This is a genomic window from Lutibacter oricola (assembly GCF_900106565.1).
Taxonomy (GTDB): domain Bacteria; phylum Bacteroidota; class Bacteroidia; order Flavobacteriales; family Flavobacteriaceae; genus Lutibacter; species Lutibacter oricola.
Map to the genome: position 1 here is coordinate 417284 of NZ_FNNJ01000001.1, position 17624 is coordinate 434907.

General features: G+C 29.7%; 14 protein-coding genes. 9 read left to right on the forward strand and 5 right to left on the reverse strand.

Annotated elements, in window-relative coordinates; all coding sequences use genetic code 11:
• The first annotated feature begins 13 nt into the window (after positions 1-13).
• The 6 genes from moaC to BLU40_RS01855 all read left to right on the forward strand — a co-directional run bounded on the left by moaC (position 14) and on the right by BLU40_RS01855 (position 7854).
• Entirely contained in the window at positions 14-493 is a 480-nt protein-coding gene (gene moaC, locus BLU40_RS01830; RefSeq protein ID WP_090119139.1) for a cyclic pyranopterin monophosphate synthase MoaC, read from the forward strand.
• On the forward strand, positions 486-1598 hold the full coding sequence (locus tag BLU40_RS01835; RefSeq protein WP_090119141.1) for an NTP transferase domain-containing protein: 1113 nt from the start codon (positions 486-488) through the stop codon (positions 1596-1598). The genes moaC and BLU40_RS01835 overlap by 8 nt, the downstream gene beginning before the upstream one ends.
• Positions 1591-2418, forward strand: coding sequence for a DUF1835 domain-containing protein (locus tag BLU40_RS01840; RefSeq protein WP_090119143.1), 828 nt, complete (start codon positions 1591-1593; stop codon positions 2416-2418). Before BLU40_RS01835 ends, BLU40_RS01840 begins: the two co-directional genes overlap by 8 nt.
• A gap of 1 nt (position 2419) precedes the next feature.
• On the forward strand, positions 2420-3496 hold the full coding sequence (locus BLU40_RS01845; RefSeq protein ID WP_090119145.1) for a HesA/MoeB/ThiF family protein: 1077 nt from the start codon (positions 2420-2422) through the stop codon (positions 3494-3496).
• A complete protein-coding gene (locus BLU40_RS01850) occupies positions 3497-5266 on the forward strand; it encodes a MutS-related protein (protein WP_090119147.1) in 1770 nt (589 codons plus the stop codon).
• Positions 5267-5373: 107 nt separating this feature from the next.
• Entirely contained in the window at positions 5374-7854 is a 2481-nt protein-coding gene (locus tag BLU40_RS01855; RefSeq protein WP_090119149.1) for a hybrid sensor histidine kinase/response regulator, read from the forward strand.
• Between the two features lie 2 nt (positions 7855-7856).
• Here the strand turns inward: BLU40_RS01855 and BLU40_RS01860 are convergent, their stop codons facing one another.
• Positions 7857-8282 (reverse strand): molybdenum cofactor biosynthesis protein MoaE, encoded by a 426-nt coding sequence (locus BLU40_RS01860; protein ID WP_090119151.1) that lies wholly within the window; start codon positions 8280-8282, stop codon positions 7857-7859.
• A gap of 74 nt (positions 8283-8356) precedes the next feature.
• Here BLU40_RS01860 and BLU40_RS01865 point away from each other — a divergent pair, with 74 nt between their 5' ends.
• Positions 8357-8632 carry a DUF3817 domain-containing protein gene (locus BLU40_RS01865; RefSeq protein WP_090119153.1) on the forward strand — a complete coding sequence of 92 codons (276 nt, stop codon included), beginning with the start codon at positions 8357-8359 and terminating at the stop codon, positions 8630-8632.
• Here BLU40_RS01865 and BLU40_RS01870 read toward each other — a convergent pair.
• The gene (locus tag BLU40_RS01870; protein WP_090119155.1) at positions 8629-8874 is read right to left on the reverse strand and encodes a MoaD/ThiS family protein; all 246 of its coding nucleotides are present in this window, start codon (positions 8872-8874) and stop codon (positions 8629-8631) included. The genes BLU40_RS01865 and BLU40_RS01870 overlap by 4 nt on opposite strands.
• Positions 8875-8964: 90 nt before the next feature.
• On the opposite strand from BLU40_RS01870, the gene BLU40_RS01875 reads away from it, so the two are divergent.
• The gene (locus BLU40_RS01875) at positions 8965-9585 is read left to right on the forward strand and encodes a chromophore lyase CpcT/CpeT (RefSeq protein ID WP_090119157.1); all 621 of its coding nucleotides are present in this window, start codon (positions 8965-8967) and stop codon (positions 9583-9585) included.
• 80 nt (positions 9586-9665) lie between these two features.
• Here the strand turns inward: BLU40_RS01875 and BLU40_RS01880 are convergent, their stop codons facing one another.
• Both BLU40_RS01880 and BLU40_RS01885 read right to left on the reverse strand, forming a co-directional pair.
• Positions 9666-11192, reverse strand: coding sequence for a RagB/SusD family nutrient uptake outer membrane protein (locus BLU40_RS01880; RefSeq protein ID WP_090119159.1), 1527 nt, complete (start codon positions 11190-11192; stop codon positions 9666-9668).
• Positions 11193-11209: 17 nt separating this feature from the next.
• Positions 11210-14218, reverse strand: coding sequence for a SusC/RagA family TonB-linked outer membrane protein (locus BLU40_RS01885; RefSeq protein ID WP_090119161.1), 3009 nt, complete (start codon positions 14216-14218; stop codon positions 11210-11212).
• A 194-nt stretch (positions 14219-14412) separates the two neighbouring features.
• On the opposite strand from BLU40_RS01885, the gene BLU40_RS01890 reads away from it, so the two are divergent.
• Positions 14413-15285, forward strand: a complete 873-nt coding sequence (locus BLU40_RS01890) for a helix-turn-helix domain-containing protein (RefSeq protein ID WP_090119163.1) — start codon at positions 14413-14415, stop codon at positions 15283-15285.
• Positions 15286-15327: 42 nt separating this feature from the next.
• On the opposite strand, the gene bglX is transcribed toward BLU40_RS01890, so the two are convergent.
• Positions 15328-17613, reverse strand: a complete 2286-nt coding sequence (gene bglX, locus BLU40_RS01895) for a beta-glucosidase BglX (protein ID WP_090119165.1) — start codon at positions 17611-17613, stop codon at positions 15328-15330.
• Positions 17614-17624: the final 11 nt, after the last annotated feature.

A 17624-nucleotide genomic window follows, 5' to 3' on the forward strand; every position in this document is an offset into this window, starting at 1 on the left:
CAACCTCTTAGTTATGAAAGATAAATTTTCTCATATAAATAAAAATAACCAACCCAAAATGGTAAACGTTGGTGGTAAAAAAGTAACCAAGCGAAATGCAGTTGCAAAAGCTACCATGTTTTTAGGTGAAGAAATAATATCACTTTTTAATAATAAAGAGTTGGTTACCAAAAAAGGACCTGTTTTTCAAACTGCAATTATTGCAGGAATACAAGCGGTTAAAAAAACATCAGAATTAATACCAATGTGTCACCCGTTATTAATTAATGGAGTAAATGTAGATATTAAAATTATAGATGAGGTACATATTGAAATTTTATGCGATGTTTCTATTGAAGGTAAAACAGGTGTAGAAATGGAGGCTTTAACAGGAGCAAATATTGCCGCATTAACGGTGTATGATATGTGTAAAGCGATATCTCAAAAAATGGTGATTAAAGAAGTGAAATTAATTGAGAAAACTGGAGGTAAAAGCGATATAAAAAATGGGTAAACATCAAAAACACGCAAAATTAAAATTACGAGATAATGATAATTTTGCTCCAAATGAAATAGCAATTTTAGGAACAAATTGTGGTGTTATTTCTAATTTGGTAAATGAAGTTTCAGCAAACTTAAAAACATATAAATTAGCTTATTTTGATGCTTCGCATAGTAAAGATATTCAAAAAAATAATTTAGAAACGTTTACATTTCATTCATCTGGAAACTTAAATTCGAATGTGAATTTTGAAGTAAATAAATTCAATCAAAGAATTCAATTTTCGCAATTTGATTATGTGCTTATAAACGGAAACCATTATCAAGGAGCAAAGCAAATACTTATTTTAGATAAAGATAAAGAGGCCTCTGTTTTAAAGCGATTGGATCAGTTAGATCATATTCAGTTTGTGGTTAAATTAACTGAAGATGCTGAATATTTTGATTTTTTGGAAGAACACAATCCACAAATTAAGAATTTACATTGTTATCATATTTCAGAAATTGATAAAATTTCAAAACATATTGAAAATTTAATTAAAAAAAAGATAGCTCAAATTCAAGGATTGGTGTTGGCAGGTGGCAAAAGTGAACGAATGGGAACCGATAAAGGTCAGCTTGATTTTTACGGCAAAAACCAACGTGATGTTGCTATTGAATTGTTAGAGAAAAATAATATAAAAACATATTTATCTGTTCGCGCAGAGCAAGATGTAGAATTGGAGAAGAAGATAACCGATAAGTTTATAGGTTTGGGGCCATTTGGAGCAATTTGCTCGGCTTTTCAGCAAGATCCAGATTCTGCTTGGTTAGTGTTGGCTACTGATGTTCCTTTTGTAAATGATGAGGTTATTCAGTTGTTGTTAAAACATAGAAATTCTTCAAAAGTAGCAACTACAATTAAAGGAAAAGATAAAAAATTCCCAGAGCCTTTAATTACTATTTGGGAACCAAAAAGTTATACGCTATTATTAAATTATTTGGCACAAGGTTACTCTTGTCCTCGAAAAATTTTAATAAATTCGGATGTTGAAATTGTGGAGGTAGATGATGATTTTATAAGAAATATTAATACTCCAGAAGAATATAAATCTGCATATAAAGAAATTAATGAGTAAGATAATTCATGTATTAAATGGTGATAGTTCAGTTCAATTATTTAAAGATTCTGGACTAGAAGGTGATATTGTTGTTTGGAGAGAATTATTGTGTGAAGGACCTTTACATACCAAAATTGCCAGTGATGAGTTTTGGACAAAGCGTTATGCTTATTTTGAAAAAGAACTGAAAGTTAGTAGAATAGAATACTTTGATAAAACAATTAAAGAGGTTTTAAAATTAGAAGATCTTTCTTGTTATAATGAAATTGTATTATGGTTTGAATACGATTTATTTTGTCAGGTAAATTTACTTGCAGTTTGTTCGTTATTATTAAAGGAATTTAGAAAAACCGTAAAGTTTTCTTTGGTTTGTGTAGGTTGGGTTAAAGGAGAAAGTGAACTACAAACACTTTCTGATTTTTCTTCGGAAGAGTTTGTAGAGTTGTATAAAAACAAGTTGAATTTAAGTAAAACCAATTTAGTGTTTGCTGATGAAAGTTGGAAATTATATGTTGAAAATGATAAAGAAAAACTTCAGAGTTTTAAGTTTAAAAATGGAAAATTTCAATATTTACAATTAGCTATAGACCAACATTTAAAAAGATTTTCATCTGAAAACGGATTAAATGAAATTGAAAACAAAATACTTCAAATTATAACTGATAATTCATTTTCAGAAAAAGAAATTGTACGAGAGTTATTGATATGGCAACATACAGAGACGGTTTATGGTTTTGGAGATTTACAATATGTTAATTACCTTAAAAATATGAATCAGTATGTAAATATTACTGATAATACTTATTATTTAAACGATTTAGGAAAGTCAAAATTGTAACATGAATTTTACCCAACAAGATTATTTTCAGCGTCAAACTACTTTATCAGAAATTGGTAAAGTTGGGCAAGAACGTTTGCAAAAAGCAAAAGTGTTGGTTGTTGGTTGTGGAGGTTTAGGAAGCCCGATTGCTATTTATTTGGCGGCAAGCGGAATTGGAAATTTACATTTGGTAGATTTTGACACGGTTTCTGTTTCTAATTTGCACAGACAAGTTTTTTATAAAACGGAGGATGTTGGTAAATCTAAGGCTGAAATATTAGCTTCAGAAATAAAAAAAAGAACACCTTTTACAAATATCTCATTTACAAATAAAGCAGTTGATAAAAGTAATATTTTGGAACTAATTTCAAATTATGATATTGTTGTAGATGGCACAGATAATTTACAAATAAAGTATTTAATAAACGATGCTTGTGTGCTTGCTAAAAAGCCGTTGGTGTATGGATCGTTGTATAAATTTGATGGTTATGTAGCAACTTTTAATGTTGAAGGTGAAGAAGGCTTTTCGTGTAATTTAAGAGATGCTTTTCCAAAAATAGCGACTGATATTCCAAATTGTGAAGAAGCTGGTACAATGAATCCTATTGTAGGTATTATTGCCCTAATGCAAGCAAATGAAGTACTAAAGTTAATAACTAAAACAGGTAAATTAATTACAAACCAATTATTGATTTATAATGCGCTTGAAAACTCTCAGTTTAAAATGAAATTGAGAAAAAACACCACTATAAATATTGAAAATATATTTAAAAACTCTAGTTACGTTGATGCTTCATGTGAGACTCAAAATAACGAGTTGTTAATTTCAGCTTCAGAATTAAAAATGAAATTAAATGATGCTACTATTGAAATTATTAGCGTTATAAATAATAAAGAACTGCAACTTCCTTTTGAAGTTCATCATAAAAAACCTTTTATATCGTTTGATATAAATTCGTTTACTCCTAATTTTAAAAAACAATATGTAATAGTTTGTAATAAAGGAATTACAAGTTATACAGTAACCACTAAATTGAAAGAAATCCATCCAAATTTGGAGATTTTTAGTTTAGTTGGTGGAATAGAAAATTATTAAATGCAAGATCCACAAGAGTTTTATAAAACGCAAGAGTTCGTATTTCAAAAAGCGGCAGCAACACTTAAAAAACAATCATCAGTTTTTAGTTTGGCTCGTTTTTTTACCTTTTTAGCTATTGTTTTAGGTGTTTATTTGTTTTTTGGAAATGGATTGGCAATGGTATTAACTGTTGTTGTAGGGTTGGTTTTGTTTATATTTTTAGTGCTAAAACAAAGTGAAATACAGCAAGAATACGCCTTGAAAAACAAGTTGCTAAGTATTAATAAAACAGAAATAAAAGTTCTAAAGAGAGATTATTTAGCGTTAGATGATGGGAGTGAGTTTGTAAATCCAAACCATCCATATAGCTATGATATTGATTTGTTTGGAAGAGGTTCTTTTTTTCAATATTGCAATAGAACTGCAACGGTTGAAGGTAAAAACGAGTTGTTTTCTCAACTAACCTTAAGTAAGATACTTAATGTTGAAGAAAAACAATTAGGGATAAAAGAATTAAGTGAGAAACCAAAATGGAGGCAACATTTTTCTGCAGTTGCAAGTTTGGTTAAAGTAGAGCATTCAGCAAAAGAAATTGCAAAGTGGATTCATAATTATACAGCAGTTTTCCCTAAGTTTTTGAAGCATTTACCAACTGTTTTTTCGATCATATCTTTAGGTTTAATTGTGTTATTAATACTGCAGATTGTTCCTGAAGTTATATTGTTATTTTGGCTTCTTACTGGTTTAGTATTTTCTGGAGTTTATTTGAAAAAAGTAAATGAGCTATACAAAAAAACAGGATACGCTAAAGATACTTTTAAACAATATTATAAATTGTTAAATGAAATAGAAAACGCTACTTTTTCTTCGGAAATATTAAAAAGCAAACAGCAAGAAATTAAAACAGAAACTGAAAAAGCATCCGTTATATTTAAAAAGTATTCTAGATTGTTAGATGCTTTAGATCAGCGAAATAATGTTATAATTGCCATTTTTGGAAATGGATTGTTTCTAAGAGATTTAAGTCAGGTTTATAAAATTGAACAATGGATTGAAAGCTATAAAGGAAATGTTGAAAAATGGTTTAATGTAATTGCTTTTTTTGATGCTCAAAACTCATTAGCAAACTTTGCATTTAATCATCCAAAATTTACATATCCAGAAATTAGCACTAAAAACAATGTTATTAAAGCTGAAAAATTAGGACATACATTGTTGAATCCTGTGAATAGAATTGATAACGATTTTAATATTGAAAATCAGCAATTTTTTATTGTTACAGGTGCAAATATGGCTGGTAAAAGTACTTTTTTACGTACGGTTTCTTTATCAATTATTATGGCAAATATGGGATTGCCAGTTTGCGCAAAAAAGTTTGAATACAGTCCAATTAAGTTAATAACCAGTATGCGAACATCAGATTCGTTGGCTGATGATGAATCGTATTTCTTTTCAGAATTAAAAAGGTTAAAATTTATTGTTGATGAAATTAAAACGGATAATTACTTTATAATTTTAGACGAAATATTAAAAGGAACAAATAGCACAGATAAGGCTAAAGGTTCTAAAAAGTTTGTCCAGAAATTAGTCGCTTCAAATTCAACAGGAATTATTGCAACACACGATTTAAGTTTGTGTGAAGTTGAAAAAGAATTACCACAAATAAAAAACTATTATTTCGATGCAGAAATAATTAATGATGAATTAAATTTCGATTATCAACTAAAAAATGGTGTTTGTAAAAATATGAACGCTTCTTTTTTGTTAAAAAAAATGGAAATAATTTAAACGAGCTTTTCTTGTTTTTATAGTGTATAGATATTGAAGTTTTTAAAAAGCTCTATAAATCATTGCTTTAGATTTTTTTTGCATAAAAATTGTATCTTTACAAAGTTATGATAGCCCCTACAAAAAAAATAAAATATTTGCGTGTTTTAAAACACGTGCTTTCTATTTTTACAATACTCTTTTTCTCGTACTCTTGTATTAATAGCAAAGAGAGCTCTGTAAGTAACACCGATAAGTTTTGGATTAAACAGCATAGTAATCAAATTGAGGTATTATTTGGTTACGAAGCACCTCCAAATGCTTTTTACAATTCAAAAGGAGAGTATGTAGGTCTTTTAGTCGATTTTTTAAAAGAAATTGAACTAGAATTAGATGTGAAATTTAAAATTAAAAAATTTAATAATTGGGCTAGCTTAATTGAGTATTCTAAAACATCTAATAATTGCATAATAGTTGGTGTGGCAAAAACTGATGAAAGAGATACGTATTTAAACTTTACCACAAATTCGTTAGTCAATATTCCATATGTAATTTTTACTAGAAAAGATTCCGAAATAAATAATATTGATAAGTTAAAAGATGTAAAAACATGTATAACCAAAAAATATGCGATAAAGAATTATATTGATAATTATTACCCAGAGATTAACGCTATTGAAGTTGAGAACAACTTAATTGGTTTGAGAGGAGTTTCATCTAGTTTGTATGATGCTATGGTAATTAATCAAATGTATGGTACATACTTAGTAGATAAACAAGGTATAACAAATTTAAAAATTGCTGGAGAAAGTGGTTACTACAATGCATTGTCTGTTGGTGTTTCAAAAAACAGTATTCAATTATTTAAAATTATAAATAAAGCTGTAAATCAAATATCTTTAGAAAGAAAAAGAGACATTTATAATAAATGGGTATATGCTTCTACAGGAAAACTAACCAATTTTCAAAAAAATGTACTAATTAGTTTTATTGGTTTTGTAGTGCTTTTAATAGGTGGTTTATGGTTGTGGTTAGTTAGTTTAAAGAGGGTGGTTTATAAAAAAACTCACTCTATTAAACAGAGTGAATTAAAATATAGTAGTATTATAGAAAACTCTTACGATGCTATTTTTATTAGGTTTAACAACAAAATTGTTTTGTTCAATAAAAAATTTGAAACTTTATTTGGGTATTCAGATAAAGAATTTTTAAGTGAAAGTTTTAATTTTTTAGACTTATTTGCAGAAGAAAGTAAATCTCAAATTCAAACAAAAATATTTGAAGGTATTAATAATTCTAAAAAACCATTTGTTGCTGAAGTGGTAGGTGTTACTAAAAATGGAGCTACATTATATTTAGAAATATCGGTTAGTTATTTAGATTATCAGAACGGTGTTGCCGTTCAAGGTATAATCCATAATGTAACCGAAAGAAAAAATAAAGAAATTGAATTGTTAAAAGCCAAAGAGAGAGCAGAAGAAAGTGATCGTTTAAAAACTGCATTTTTAGCAAATATGAGTCATGAAATTAGAACACCTATGAATGGTATTTTAGGTTTTACAAATTTATTAGAAATGACAAATATTACCGATGACCAAAGACATGAGTTTATCGAGGTTATTAAACAAAGTGGAAATAGAATGTTGAATACAGTTAATGATTTAATTGATATTTCGAAAATAGAAACAAATCAAATGACTCTAAGTTATTCAAAAATTAATATAAATGAAAGATTAGATAATTTATTCAATTTTTTTCAACTCGAAGCTGAAAAAAAAGGATTAAAATTAACTTATTTTAAACAAATATCTAATGATTTGGCTTTTATAAATGTAGATAAATCTAAGCTAGATTCTATACTTTCAAACTTATTAAAAAATGCTATTAAGTTTACAAAAAAAGGCAATATCCATTTTGGATATGAGTTAATAACTAAAGAAGGCATTACATTTTATAAGTTTTTTGTTGAAGATACAGGCATAGGAATACCAAACAATAGATTAAAAGCAATATTTAACCGTTTTGAACAAGCTGATATTGAAGATGAAGAAGCCTTTCAGGGTTCTGGGTTAGGGTTAGCCATATCCAAGTCTTATGTAACAATGCTTAGAGGAAAAATATGGGTGGAGTCAATTAACAACCAAGGATCTAAATTTTATTTTACTATACCAAAGGAAAAAGAGAAGGTTTTATTGGTAGACAAAGAATTAAAAAAAGATTGTAAAAGTAATGAGCATATGAAAATTAGCAAGGTATTGATTGTAGAAGACGATGAAATTTCAGCAATTTATTTAAAACAAATTTTAAATAAAATATGCACAGAAATTATTCATGTAGAATCTGGTGAAGAGGCTGTTGAACTATGTAAAACCTTTAATAATATCGATATTATATTTATGGATATAAAAATGAAGGGAATTGGAGGTTATGAGGCTACTAAACAAATAAGGTTATTTAACAATAATGTTAAAATAATGGCTCAAACTGCTTATACGATGCCTGGAGATCGAGAAAAAGCATTAAAAGCAGGGTGTAATGATTATATTGAGAAGCCTATTAATAAAGAAATTTTTTATAATAAAATTAAGTTGTTGCTAAATAAAAACTAGTTTTAAGGGTGTGCATTTACCCAAACTTCACCATCCGAAAAATATTCTTTTTTCCAAATAGGAACAGTTTCTTTTAACGTATCAATAGCAAATTGACAAGCTTCAAAAGCAGCCTTTCTGTGTGCTGAAGACACTGTAATTATTACAGGAATTTCTCCAATATTTAATTTGCCTAAAGCGTGGTGTATTGCAATTTTATGAATGTCAAATTCTTCGATTGCTCTGTCTGCAATTTTTTTCATTTCTTTAATAGCCATTGGCTCATAACCACTAAAGTCTAAAAATTTTACTTCTTTACTATTTGTTGAATTTCTAACAGTGCCAACAAAAACAGAAATACCTCCACAAGCTGAACCTTGAACAAAATCATAACAACTTTGCAGGTCTAGTTTATTGGTGGTAATAAAAATGGAAGTTTTATTTGACATATTTTATTGAAATTGAGTCAAATTTAATAAATCTAAAATGTATTTTAGCGCGATCTTAAATAATAATATAACTAATGAAAAAAATATTTAGAATTGTAAGTGTTTTAGAAGGAGTGTCTTTTATTTTGTTACTGTTTATTGCAACACCAATAAAGCACTTTTGGGGCAATGAATTATATGTAAAAATGTTAGGAATGCCTCACGGAATATTATTTTTAGTATACATTGTTATGGCTATAATGCTTAAGAAAGAATTAAAATGGAGTACCAAAACTTTTGGTTTAGTATTGCTAGCTTCAATAATTCCTTTTGGAACTTTTTATATAGATCAAAAATATTTGAAAGATTAACCTCCGCTAACTGGTGGAATAACTGCTACCACGTCATTATCTTTTAGTATTAAGTCATTTTCAGCATATTCTTCGTTTACAGCAATAGCAAATTCATTTAAATTTTTTAACGAAGGATATTTTTGAATTAATTTACTTTTTAAAATTTTAATAGAAGTATTTGATTCTACAGTTAGGCTTGTTGAGTTTTCACCAACTATATCTGTAGTAATACCAAAAAAAAGTACTTGAATATGTGTCATGTTGTATTTTAAGTTCTTCACAAAAATAAGTATAATTCTAATTAATAGAATTAGAAATAATTTACATTTGTAACTTAAAAATTAAAAATTATGAAAAACTTATTTGTTATAAGTGTTTTTGTACTTGCATTATTAACAAGTTGTGAGCAAAAACCAGAAATTACTGTAGAAACATTAGCAAGCTATATGGAAGGTCATTTTTCTTCGGAAAAGCAATCTAAACAAGATTCTTCCTACTTTCATATTACATTAGATATGAAAAAGGTTCCATTAAAAAATGCAAATGGAATTTGGTTGTATGTAGAACAAACAGCTGCTAAAACTCCAGGTAAACCTTACCGTCAACGTTTTTATCATTTAGAAAAGTTAAACGATTCTACGTTTTCAAGTTCAATATACTCTATGGAAGACCCGAAAAAATATATTGGAGGTCATAATGATGTATCAATGTTTAAAGATTTTGCGTTAGAAAAACTAACAAAATTACCGGGTTGTGCATTAAACCTAGTTTATAAAAATGGTTTTTTTGAAGGAGAAACTATAGAAGGAGCTTGTAAAAACTCTTGGGGTAAAGCAACATATGCAACTAGCGAAGTAAAGGTTGAAAAAGACAAGATGATAAGCTGGGATAGAGGTTGGAATGATGCTAAAGAACAAGTTTGGGGAGCAGAAAAAGGTGGTTACATTTTTAATAAAGTATTAGTAGAGTAATCGATTGAAAATATATAAAATAAGAAGGCAGTACTATTTTCATAGTACTGCCTTTTTTAGTTTAAATAATTCAAATATAATTAGTAACCTGGGTTTTGATCTTCAGGACTAATTAAACTGTTTCTACTAATTTCATTAGTAGGTATTGGGTAAAGTTGGTGTTTAGATTGGTAACCATAGCTAGATAATTCAGCATCTGCCATTCCCCATCTTACTAAATCCCAAAAACGTTGACCTTCAAACGCTAACTCTAATTGTCTTTCTTTAACAATAGCATCAAATAAAGCACTACCTGTAGCTGTAATATCATCTAAACCAGCTCTATCTCTAACTTTGTTTAATTCAATTAGAGCTTTTCCATCTTCATTGTTTTTGTGGTAAGCTTCAGCAGCCATTAAAAGAACATCTGCATAACGTAATAGTCTCCAGTTTACACCGTAATTCAACTCATTAATAGGTCCATCAGTATCTTGAGTTTTTGTTACATATTTTAAACGTACATAACCTTCGTAATCGTGAATTCCAGAATCTGGAGGAGTTACAGATCCACCAGCTGCAATTAATTCTTCTTCAGAAATAACAGTTGCACCTTTACGTACAGTATCCCCTTCATCATCATAGGCTAATCCTATTTTTGAAGTTGGTAAATTAAATCCCCAACCATTTGCAATACCAATGGCAGCTACATCAAAAATTCCATCTCCTCTTGGTCCCATAAGTTGCGCGTGAATATTACTTTCTGGTCTTCCTCCCCAAGGAAAATTACCCCAGTCATATTGCTCTGTACTAACAAAAGAAAGTTCAAATAAAGATTCTATACCGTGTTCTGTACTTGTTTCCCAAACATCTGCAAAATTTGGTTCTAAATCAAAAGCATTACTTGATATTACGTTTGCAAATTCTATGGCAGCATCGCCATATTTTTCTTGGAATAAATAAACTTTTCCTAAAACGGCTTGCGCTACTTCTTTAGAAACTCTGAATGGTTGGCTTTTTGCTCCATTTACTGGTAAACCATTAATTGCAGCATCTAAATCACTTTCTATTTGAGCATATACTTCACTTTTTGGAGATCTAGCTAATCCAAACTCATCAATTGTTTGTGGTGTTGTAATACGTAAAGGAACATCACCAAATAACGTAACTAATTCAAAATAACTATAAGCTCTTAAAAACTTAGCTTCAGCAATAAATTTATCTTTAGAACTTAAGTCAGAAGCTTCTAATTTTTCAATTAAAACATTGGCTAACCCAATTGTTTTATAGTAACCTTCCCAAACACCTGTAATTGATGGGTTGTCTGCTACGTGTTCAAAATCATCTATTTGTTGCAATTGAGATTGGTCACCAGAATTTCCTCCTGCTGCGTTTGCGCAATCACCAGGTAAAACCTTTAAAAAGTAAGCGCTATGCCAAGGTCTGTTATAGTTCCAAGCCATTATATCATAAATACCATAAATTACAGATTCTGCTTCATCATCGGTAGTTAGAAAATCATCTTCATTAATTAACCCAATTGGGTCAACTTTGGTAAAATCATCACTACAAGATGTGTACACGAATGAAAGTAGCACACCAAGTATTATTATTTTAATATATTTTTTCATTGTTTACTTTTTTAAAATTATAAGTTTACTGATAAGCCAAATATTATTTTTCCAGGAATTGGATAAACTCCTCTGTCAATACCTTGACTTAAGTTATTTGTACTTCCTGCTTCAGGATCTAAACCTTTATATTTTGTAAATGTGAAATAATCTTCAAGTGATACAAAAAAGCGTAAACGATCTAGTCTCATTTTTTCAGTTAATTCTTTAGGGAAGTTATAACCAAATTGAATTTGTTTAATTCTCATATAAGAACCATCACCAACCATTAAATCACTTCTATATAATTCATCGCTAGTAACATCAGCTTTTGGGTAACTTGCGTTATCGCCTGGGGCTGTCCATCTATTGTCAAATAAGAAAGTAGGTTTGTTAGAGTAAATACGATCTGTTCTATTCCACATCATATAGATATCATTTCCGTGTGTACCTTGGAAATTCATGTTGAAATCAAAGTTTTTGTACCCTAAACTAATTTGTCCACCATATAATAAGTCTGGGTGAGGGTCTCCAATGTTTGTAATATCATTAGGTGTAATATCTCCACTTCCATCAACATCAACAACAATTACTTCACCAGTTGCAGTATCTATTCCATTAGTTTTATAACCTCTAAAATACCAAATTGGTTCACCTTCTTCGAAACGAGTTGTTCCGTCGAAACCTCTAACAGAAACTCCATCAATTGGAGAGTCAACAGCTAGTTCTGTTACTTCGTTTTTAAGTGTAGAAAGGTTTAAATTAACACTGTATCTAAAGTCTCCAACATTGTCGTTGTAACCAAGTTCAAATTCCCAACCTTTGTTGGTAACTGTACCACCATTAAAATTACCATATTCACGACCAACTGAAAGAGGAATTAAACTGTTTCCACTTACAATTAAATCTTTTGTTTTTTTATCGAAATAATCTGTAGAGAATTTTAATTTTCCATCAAAAGCTCTTAAGTCTAAACCTAAATCTAATTGTTCTGAAGTTTCCCATGTTAAATCAGGGTTTGGAATCGAACCAGCTTCATAGCCAGGTAAGAAGCCACCATCTCCGTCAGGGATTTTTATACCTTCACTTACAAAAAATTGTAAATGCTCATTACCTAATAAGTTTTGGTCACTACCAACTTGCCCCCAAGAAGCTCTTAATTTTAAGTATCCTATTTTAGATTCGTTTTTCCAGAAATCTTCCTTTGAAATAACCCATCCTGTAGAAATAGAAGGGAATAAGCCTGCATCGTTCTTTGGAGAAAAAGCACTTGATTTATCGTAACGTAAAGTACCTTCTAACAAATATTTATCATTAAAATCATAAGAGAAACGTCCGAATAATGAAGTTTTTTTACGTTCAATAAAAGTACCACCAACTTGGTCTAAATCATCATTTTGAGTAAAATCGTGATACGCATAATTATCACCTTCTTTAGGCATTGGTCCAGAGAATAAATACCAGTTTGGAGATTGATATTTTTCGGCAGACATACCAGCTAACAGAGTGTAATTATGTTTGCCATAACTATCTTTATAGGTAGCAAAATTTTCCCATTGCCAAGATGTGTTTTTTGTAATATCGTCTTGTACAGTAGCTAAAGAATTTTGTCTTTCTGAAGAAACATAATAAACCGGGTTCCAATTGTTTTGTGTAGCGTAATTTACATCAAAACCAAATCTTGTAGTAATTACTAATTTTTCAATTGGTTTAATATTCGCAAAGAAAGTACCTAATATTTTGTCTGTTTTTGTATTTCTATTTTGAATAGATAACATAGCAACAGGATTAGCAATTTCACCAGTAACATATGCTGGTAAACCATAATATTGTCCGTTTTTATTGGTTAAAATAGTTTGTCCTGCATTAACTAAATTAGTAACATTACTTGGAACACCGTCGTATACAACAGGAGTTAAAGGATCCATTAAAATAGCATTATTTAAAATACCTCTATATTCATCATCTTCATCAATAACACTTCTATCCGTGTTAGAGTATGTTAGGTTGTTTCCAACTTCTAACCATTTTTTAATTTGGTGTTTAGAGTTTAAACGAGCAGTGTAACGTTTAAAATTGGCTTGACTTCCGCCAACAATACCATCTTGGTTTGTATAAGAAGCAGAAACTAAATAGGTAGATTTTTCATTTCCACCAGCAAAACTTAAATGATGTTTTTCCATCCAAGCATCTTCAAAAACTTCATCTAACCAATTTGTATTAATACCATTTGAAGCTATATCTTGAACGCCAGCTTCATTTAAATAAGTTCTGTATTGAGATTCATTCATTAATTCCATTTTGGTGCGCTCACTTTGAACACCAAATTGTGTGTTGTACGATATAACAGGGTTTTCGTAATTTCTACCAGATTTAGTAGTTACAATTACAACTCCATTTGCACCTTCAGTACCATAAATTGCAGACGATGCTGCATCTTTTAATACTTCAATAGATTCGATATCTCCAGATTCAATATTGTCAATACTATATGTTTTCATACCATCAACAATATAAATAGGATCAGAATTTCCGTTAGAACCAGTACCTCTAATTCTAATTTTTGAAGCTGCACCTGGAGAACCCGAATTTGTTAATACAGAAATACCAGAAACTTTACCTTGCATTGCCTGTTCTACTCTGGTTGCAGCATTGTTTTGAATATCGGCAGATTTTATACTGGAAATAGCACCAGTAACTAAACTCTTCTTTTTAGTTCCGTAACCAACTACAACAACTTCTTCTAAAGAGTTTGCATCTTCAATAAGAATAATGTTTATAGTTGTTTTTCCATTAAGTGGAACTTCTTTTGAAGCATAGCCAACATAACTAATTTGTAATACAGCGTCTGACGGAACTCCGCTTAAAATGAAATTACCATCAAAATCTGTAGTGGTTCCATTTGTAGAACTTTTAACTAGAACGTTAGCTCCAGGTAAAGGACCATTAGAATCGGATACAGTACCTTTTATTTCTTGGGCTTGAATGTTTGAGCACAGCAAAAGAAATAATAGTAATGAAATACCTTTTAAAAATTTAATTTTCATAAAAAATGTTTTAAATTAATTGTTCTTTTTATACGGTTAACTTTAGTTTTGTTATTAATAATATATTATGAATTTAGCTGATTGTTAAATATTTATACTAATAACCTACACAAATTTAAGAGTTGTGTTAAGAGAATGTTAATTGATTTTTGTCATTTTTTTGTATATTTATTTCAAGTTTAATAATAATGTTTATGATAGTTAATGCTCACAGAGAAATTACCAGATTAATACCAGAGGATAGTTTCTTGGTTGAAGAAAGGATAAAAGATGATTTTGATTTTCCAATTCATTTCCACCCTGCTTACGAGTTGAACTTTATTTACAAAGGTAAAGGAGTAAAAAGAATTATTGGCGATCATACCGATGTAATTGATGATTTAGAATTAGTTTTAGTTGGGCCAAGTATTGTACACGGTTGGACATTAAACGAGTGTACTTGTAAAGAAATTTACGAAATAACAATCCATATTCATAATGATTTATTGGGTGATAAAATGTTATCACGTAGAATATTTAAACCTATAAAAGATATGTTTAGTAGGTCTAAACATGGAATTTTATTTTCTAGAGAAACTACCAATGCTTTAATGCCAAGGTTAATGGTACTGCCAAGAATACAGGGTATTAAGTATTATTTAGAATTTATTTCAATATTAAATGACTTGGCTGAATCTGAAGGACAAGTGCTACTTTCTAAGTCTAGTGTAGAGAAAGAAGATTTTCATGACAGTGATAAAATAAAAAAAGTATACGATTATATTCAGCAAAATTTTTCAAGAACAATAACTTTAGATGAAATTTCTAGTTTGGTAAATATGAGTCCGGTTTCTTTTAATAGATTTATTAAAAAACGAACAGGACAAACATTTATTCATTATTTAAACGCAACCAGAATTAGCTTTGCTTCGAGATGGTTATTAGAAACCGATTTAAGTATTGGTGAAATTTGTTTTAAATGTGGTTTTAATAGTGTTGCCAACTTTAATAGGTTGTTTAAAAAATCTAAAAGTTGTACTCCTAAAGAATTTAAAAACGAATTTGTAGGTATAAAACGAGTTTTATAAAAAAAGGTCAATTCTAATTAGAATTGACCTTTTTTAAAATACTTATCGGTTTAGTGTAAAATTTTCTTTAAGGTTTGTGTTAGAGCTACCACCAATAAATAAGGAGAATTCTCCTGGTTCGGCTTCCCATTTTTTGTTTGCAGAATAGAATTCTAATGTTTTTTCTGAAATAGTAAAACTAACTGATTTAGATTCGTTAGGTTTTAAATTAACCATTTTAAAATCTTTTAACTCTTTAACAGGTCTTGTTGTGCTTGCAAACAAATCTCTAATGTATAATTGTACAATTTCTTTTCCTTCATATTTACCAGTATTTGTTAGTTTAACTGTTACTTCAATTTTATTGTTTGAAGAGTTTATTTCTTTTGAAGATAATTTTACATCTGAATATTCAAAAGTTGTATAACTTAATCCGTAACCAAATTCGTATAGAGGTGTATTAGCTTCGTCTGTATAATGAGACCAAAAAACCAAATCACCATCTGGTTCAGGTCTACCAGTATTTTTATAATTATAGTATATTGGAACTTGACCAACACTTCTAGGAAATGTCATTGGTAACTTTCCACTAGGATTATAATCTCCATATAAAACTTGAGCAATAGCATTTCCGCTTTCTGTACCTAAATGCCAGGCTTCAACAATAGCTGGTAAATTCTCATCTGCCCAATTAATTGTTAATGGTCTACCATTCATTAAAACCAATACAATGTTTTTATTTACTTTATAAATTTCTTCTAATAATTCTTGTTGTAAACCAGGTAAATTTAGGTTAGTTCTGCTTCGAGCTTCACCAGATTGAAAACCATGTTCTCCCAAAACCATTATAACAACGTCTTTATTTTTTGCTGAAGCAATTGCTTGTGAAAACCCTGTTTTATCGGTGTAATTAATTTTAACTTCATTAATAAAGTTAGGTGTTCCTTCAACTAGTTTTACACCTTTTGAATGTGTAATTTTATTTCCAGTATACGCATTTAAACCTTCAAGTAAAGAAACGGCAGAGTTATCTTCAGCTTTACCTCTCCAACTTCCTAAAGGGCTATGCTTGTCATTTGCCAATGGCCCAATAACAGCAATATTTAAGCCTTGTTTTTTTAGGGGAAGTAATTGATTTTCGTTTTTAAGAAGCACAATAGACTTTTTTGCCATATCTAATACAGCTTCATGATTTTTTTTGCTACCCACTACACTTTTTTCTCGTTCAGTATCACAATATTTATAAGGATCTTCGAATAAACCTAATTCATATTTTACAGTTAAAATTCGTTTAACGGCATTATCAATTAATTCTTCTTTAACTTCTCCGTTTTTAACAAGAGTTTCAATATGATTTACGTATAAGTAAGATTCCATATCCATATCTGAACCTGCATTTACAGCATATTTTGTAGCGGCCTCACCATCTTTTGCATAACCGTGCGAAACCATTTCTTTAATTGATGCCCAGTCTGAGATTACAAAACCTTTATAGTTCCATTTACCTTTTAAAATATCTCTTTGCAGCATTTTATTTCCGGTAGCTGGTATTCCGTTAAAATCGTTAAAAGCATTCATAAAAGTTTTAACATCTGCATCTGCAGCAGCTTTAAATGGAGGTAAAACTAAATTGTGTAAAAATGAATTACTCATATCTACACCATTATATTCTCTACCAGACTCTATAAAACCATAGCCTGCAAAATGTTTTGCACAAGCTGCAATTGAGTTTTTTGCAGATAAGTCTTTACCTTGAAAACCATTAATTCTTGCCTTTGCAATTAAGCTTCCTAAATACGGATCTTCACCAGCGCCTTCCATAACTCTTCCCCAACGGGCATCTCTAGAAATATCTACCATTGGAGCAAATGTCCAATTGATACCAGATGCTGAAGCTTCTGACGCTGCTACTTTTGCTGAATTTTCAATAGCTTTTAGATCCCAACTAGCACTTTCTGCTAGCGGAATTGGACTTAAAGTTTTATATCCGTGGATTACATCAAAGCCAATTATTAAAGGAATTCCTAAACGTGTTTCTTCAACAACTATTTGCTGAATTTTTTTATTTTCTTCAGCACCAACAACGTTAAGCATAGAGCCAACCATTCCAGATTTTAAATGCTGATATTTTGCCTCGGCATTTCCTTCTTTTGGTGTTGGTCCAGTAACATCCCAAAAGCCATTGTACTGGTTCATTTGACCAATTTTTTCTTGCAATGTCATTATGTTTAGTAAAGAATCAACTTTTGTAGAAATAGTATCCATAGATGTTTCTTTATTGTTTTTTTTTGAACAGCTTACAAATATTGCTAAACAGAGTAGAATGAAGGTGATTTTTTTTAAAAGCATAATTGTTAAGT

Excerpts from the sequence above, each read along its gene's own strand:
- moaC (WP_090119139.1), top strand. The coding sequence starts at position 14 with ATGAAAGATAAATTTTCTCATATAAATAAAAATAACCAACCCAAAATG.
- BLU40_RS01835 (WP_090119141.1), top strand. The coding sequence starts at position 486 with ATGGGTAAACATCAAAAACACGCAAAATTAAAATTACGAGATAATGAT.
- BLU40_RS01840 (WP_090119143.1), top strand. The coding sequence starts at position 1,591 with ATGAGTAAGATAATTCATGTATTAAATGGTGATAGTTCAGTTCAATTA.
- BLU40_RS01845 (WP_090119145.1), top strand. The coding sequence starts at position 2,420 with ATGAATTTTACCCAACAAGATTATTTTCAGCGTCAAACTACTTTATCA.
- BLU40_RS01850 (WP_090119147.1), top strand. The coding sequence starts at position 3,497 with ATGCAAGATCCACAAGAGTTTTATAAAACGCAAGAGTTCGTATTTCAA.
- BLU40_RS01855 (WP_090119149.1), top strand. The coding sequence starts at position 5,374 with ATGATAGCCCCTACAAAAAAAATAAAATATTTGCGTGTTTTAAAACAC.
- BLU40_RS01860 (WP_090119151.1), bottom strand. The coding sequence starts at position 8,282 with ATGTCAAATAAAACTTCCATTTTTATTACCACCAATAAACTAGACCTG.
- BLU40_RS01865 (WP_090119153.1), top strand. The coding sequence starts at position 8,357 with ATGAAAAAAATATTTAGAATTGTAAGTGTTTTAGAAGGAGTGTCTTTT.
- BLU40_RS01870 (WP_090119155.1), bottom strand. The coding sequence starts at position 8,874 with ATGACACATATTCAAGTACTTTTTTTTGGTATTACTACAGATATAGTT.
- BLU40_RS01875 (WP_090119157.1), top strand. The coding sequence starts at position 8,965 with ATGAAAAACTTATTTGTTATAAGTGTTTTTGTACTTGCATTATTAACA.
- BLU40_RS01880 (WP_090119159.1), bottom strand. The coding sequence starts at position 11,192 with ATGAAAAAATATATTAAAATAATAATACTTGGTGTGCTACTTTCATTC.
- BLU40_RS01885 (WP_090119161.1), bottom strand. The coding sequence starts at position 14,218 with ATGAAAATTAAATTTTTAAAAGGTATTTCATTACTATTATTTCTTTTG.
- BLU40_RS01890 (WP_090119163.1), top strand. The coding sequence starts at position 14,413 with ATGATAGTTAATGCTCACAGAGAAATTACCAGATTAATACCAGAGGAT.
- bglX (WP_090119165.1), bottom strand. The coding sequence starts at position 17,613 with ATGCTTTTAAAAAAAATCACCTTCATTCTACTCTGTTTAGCAATATTT.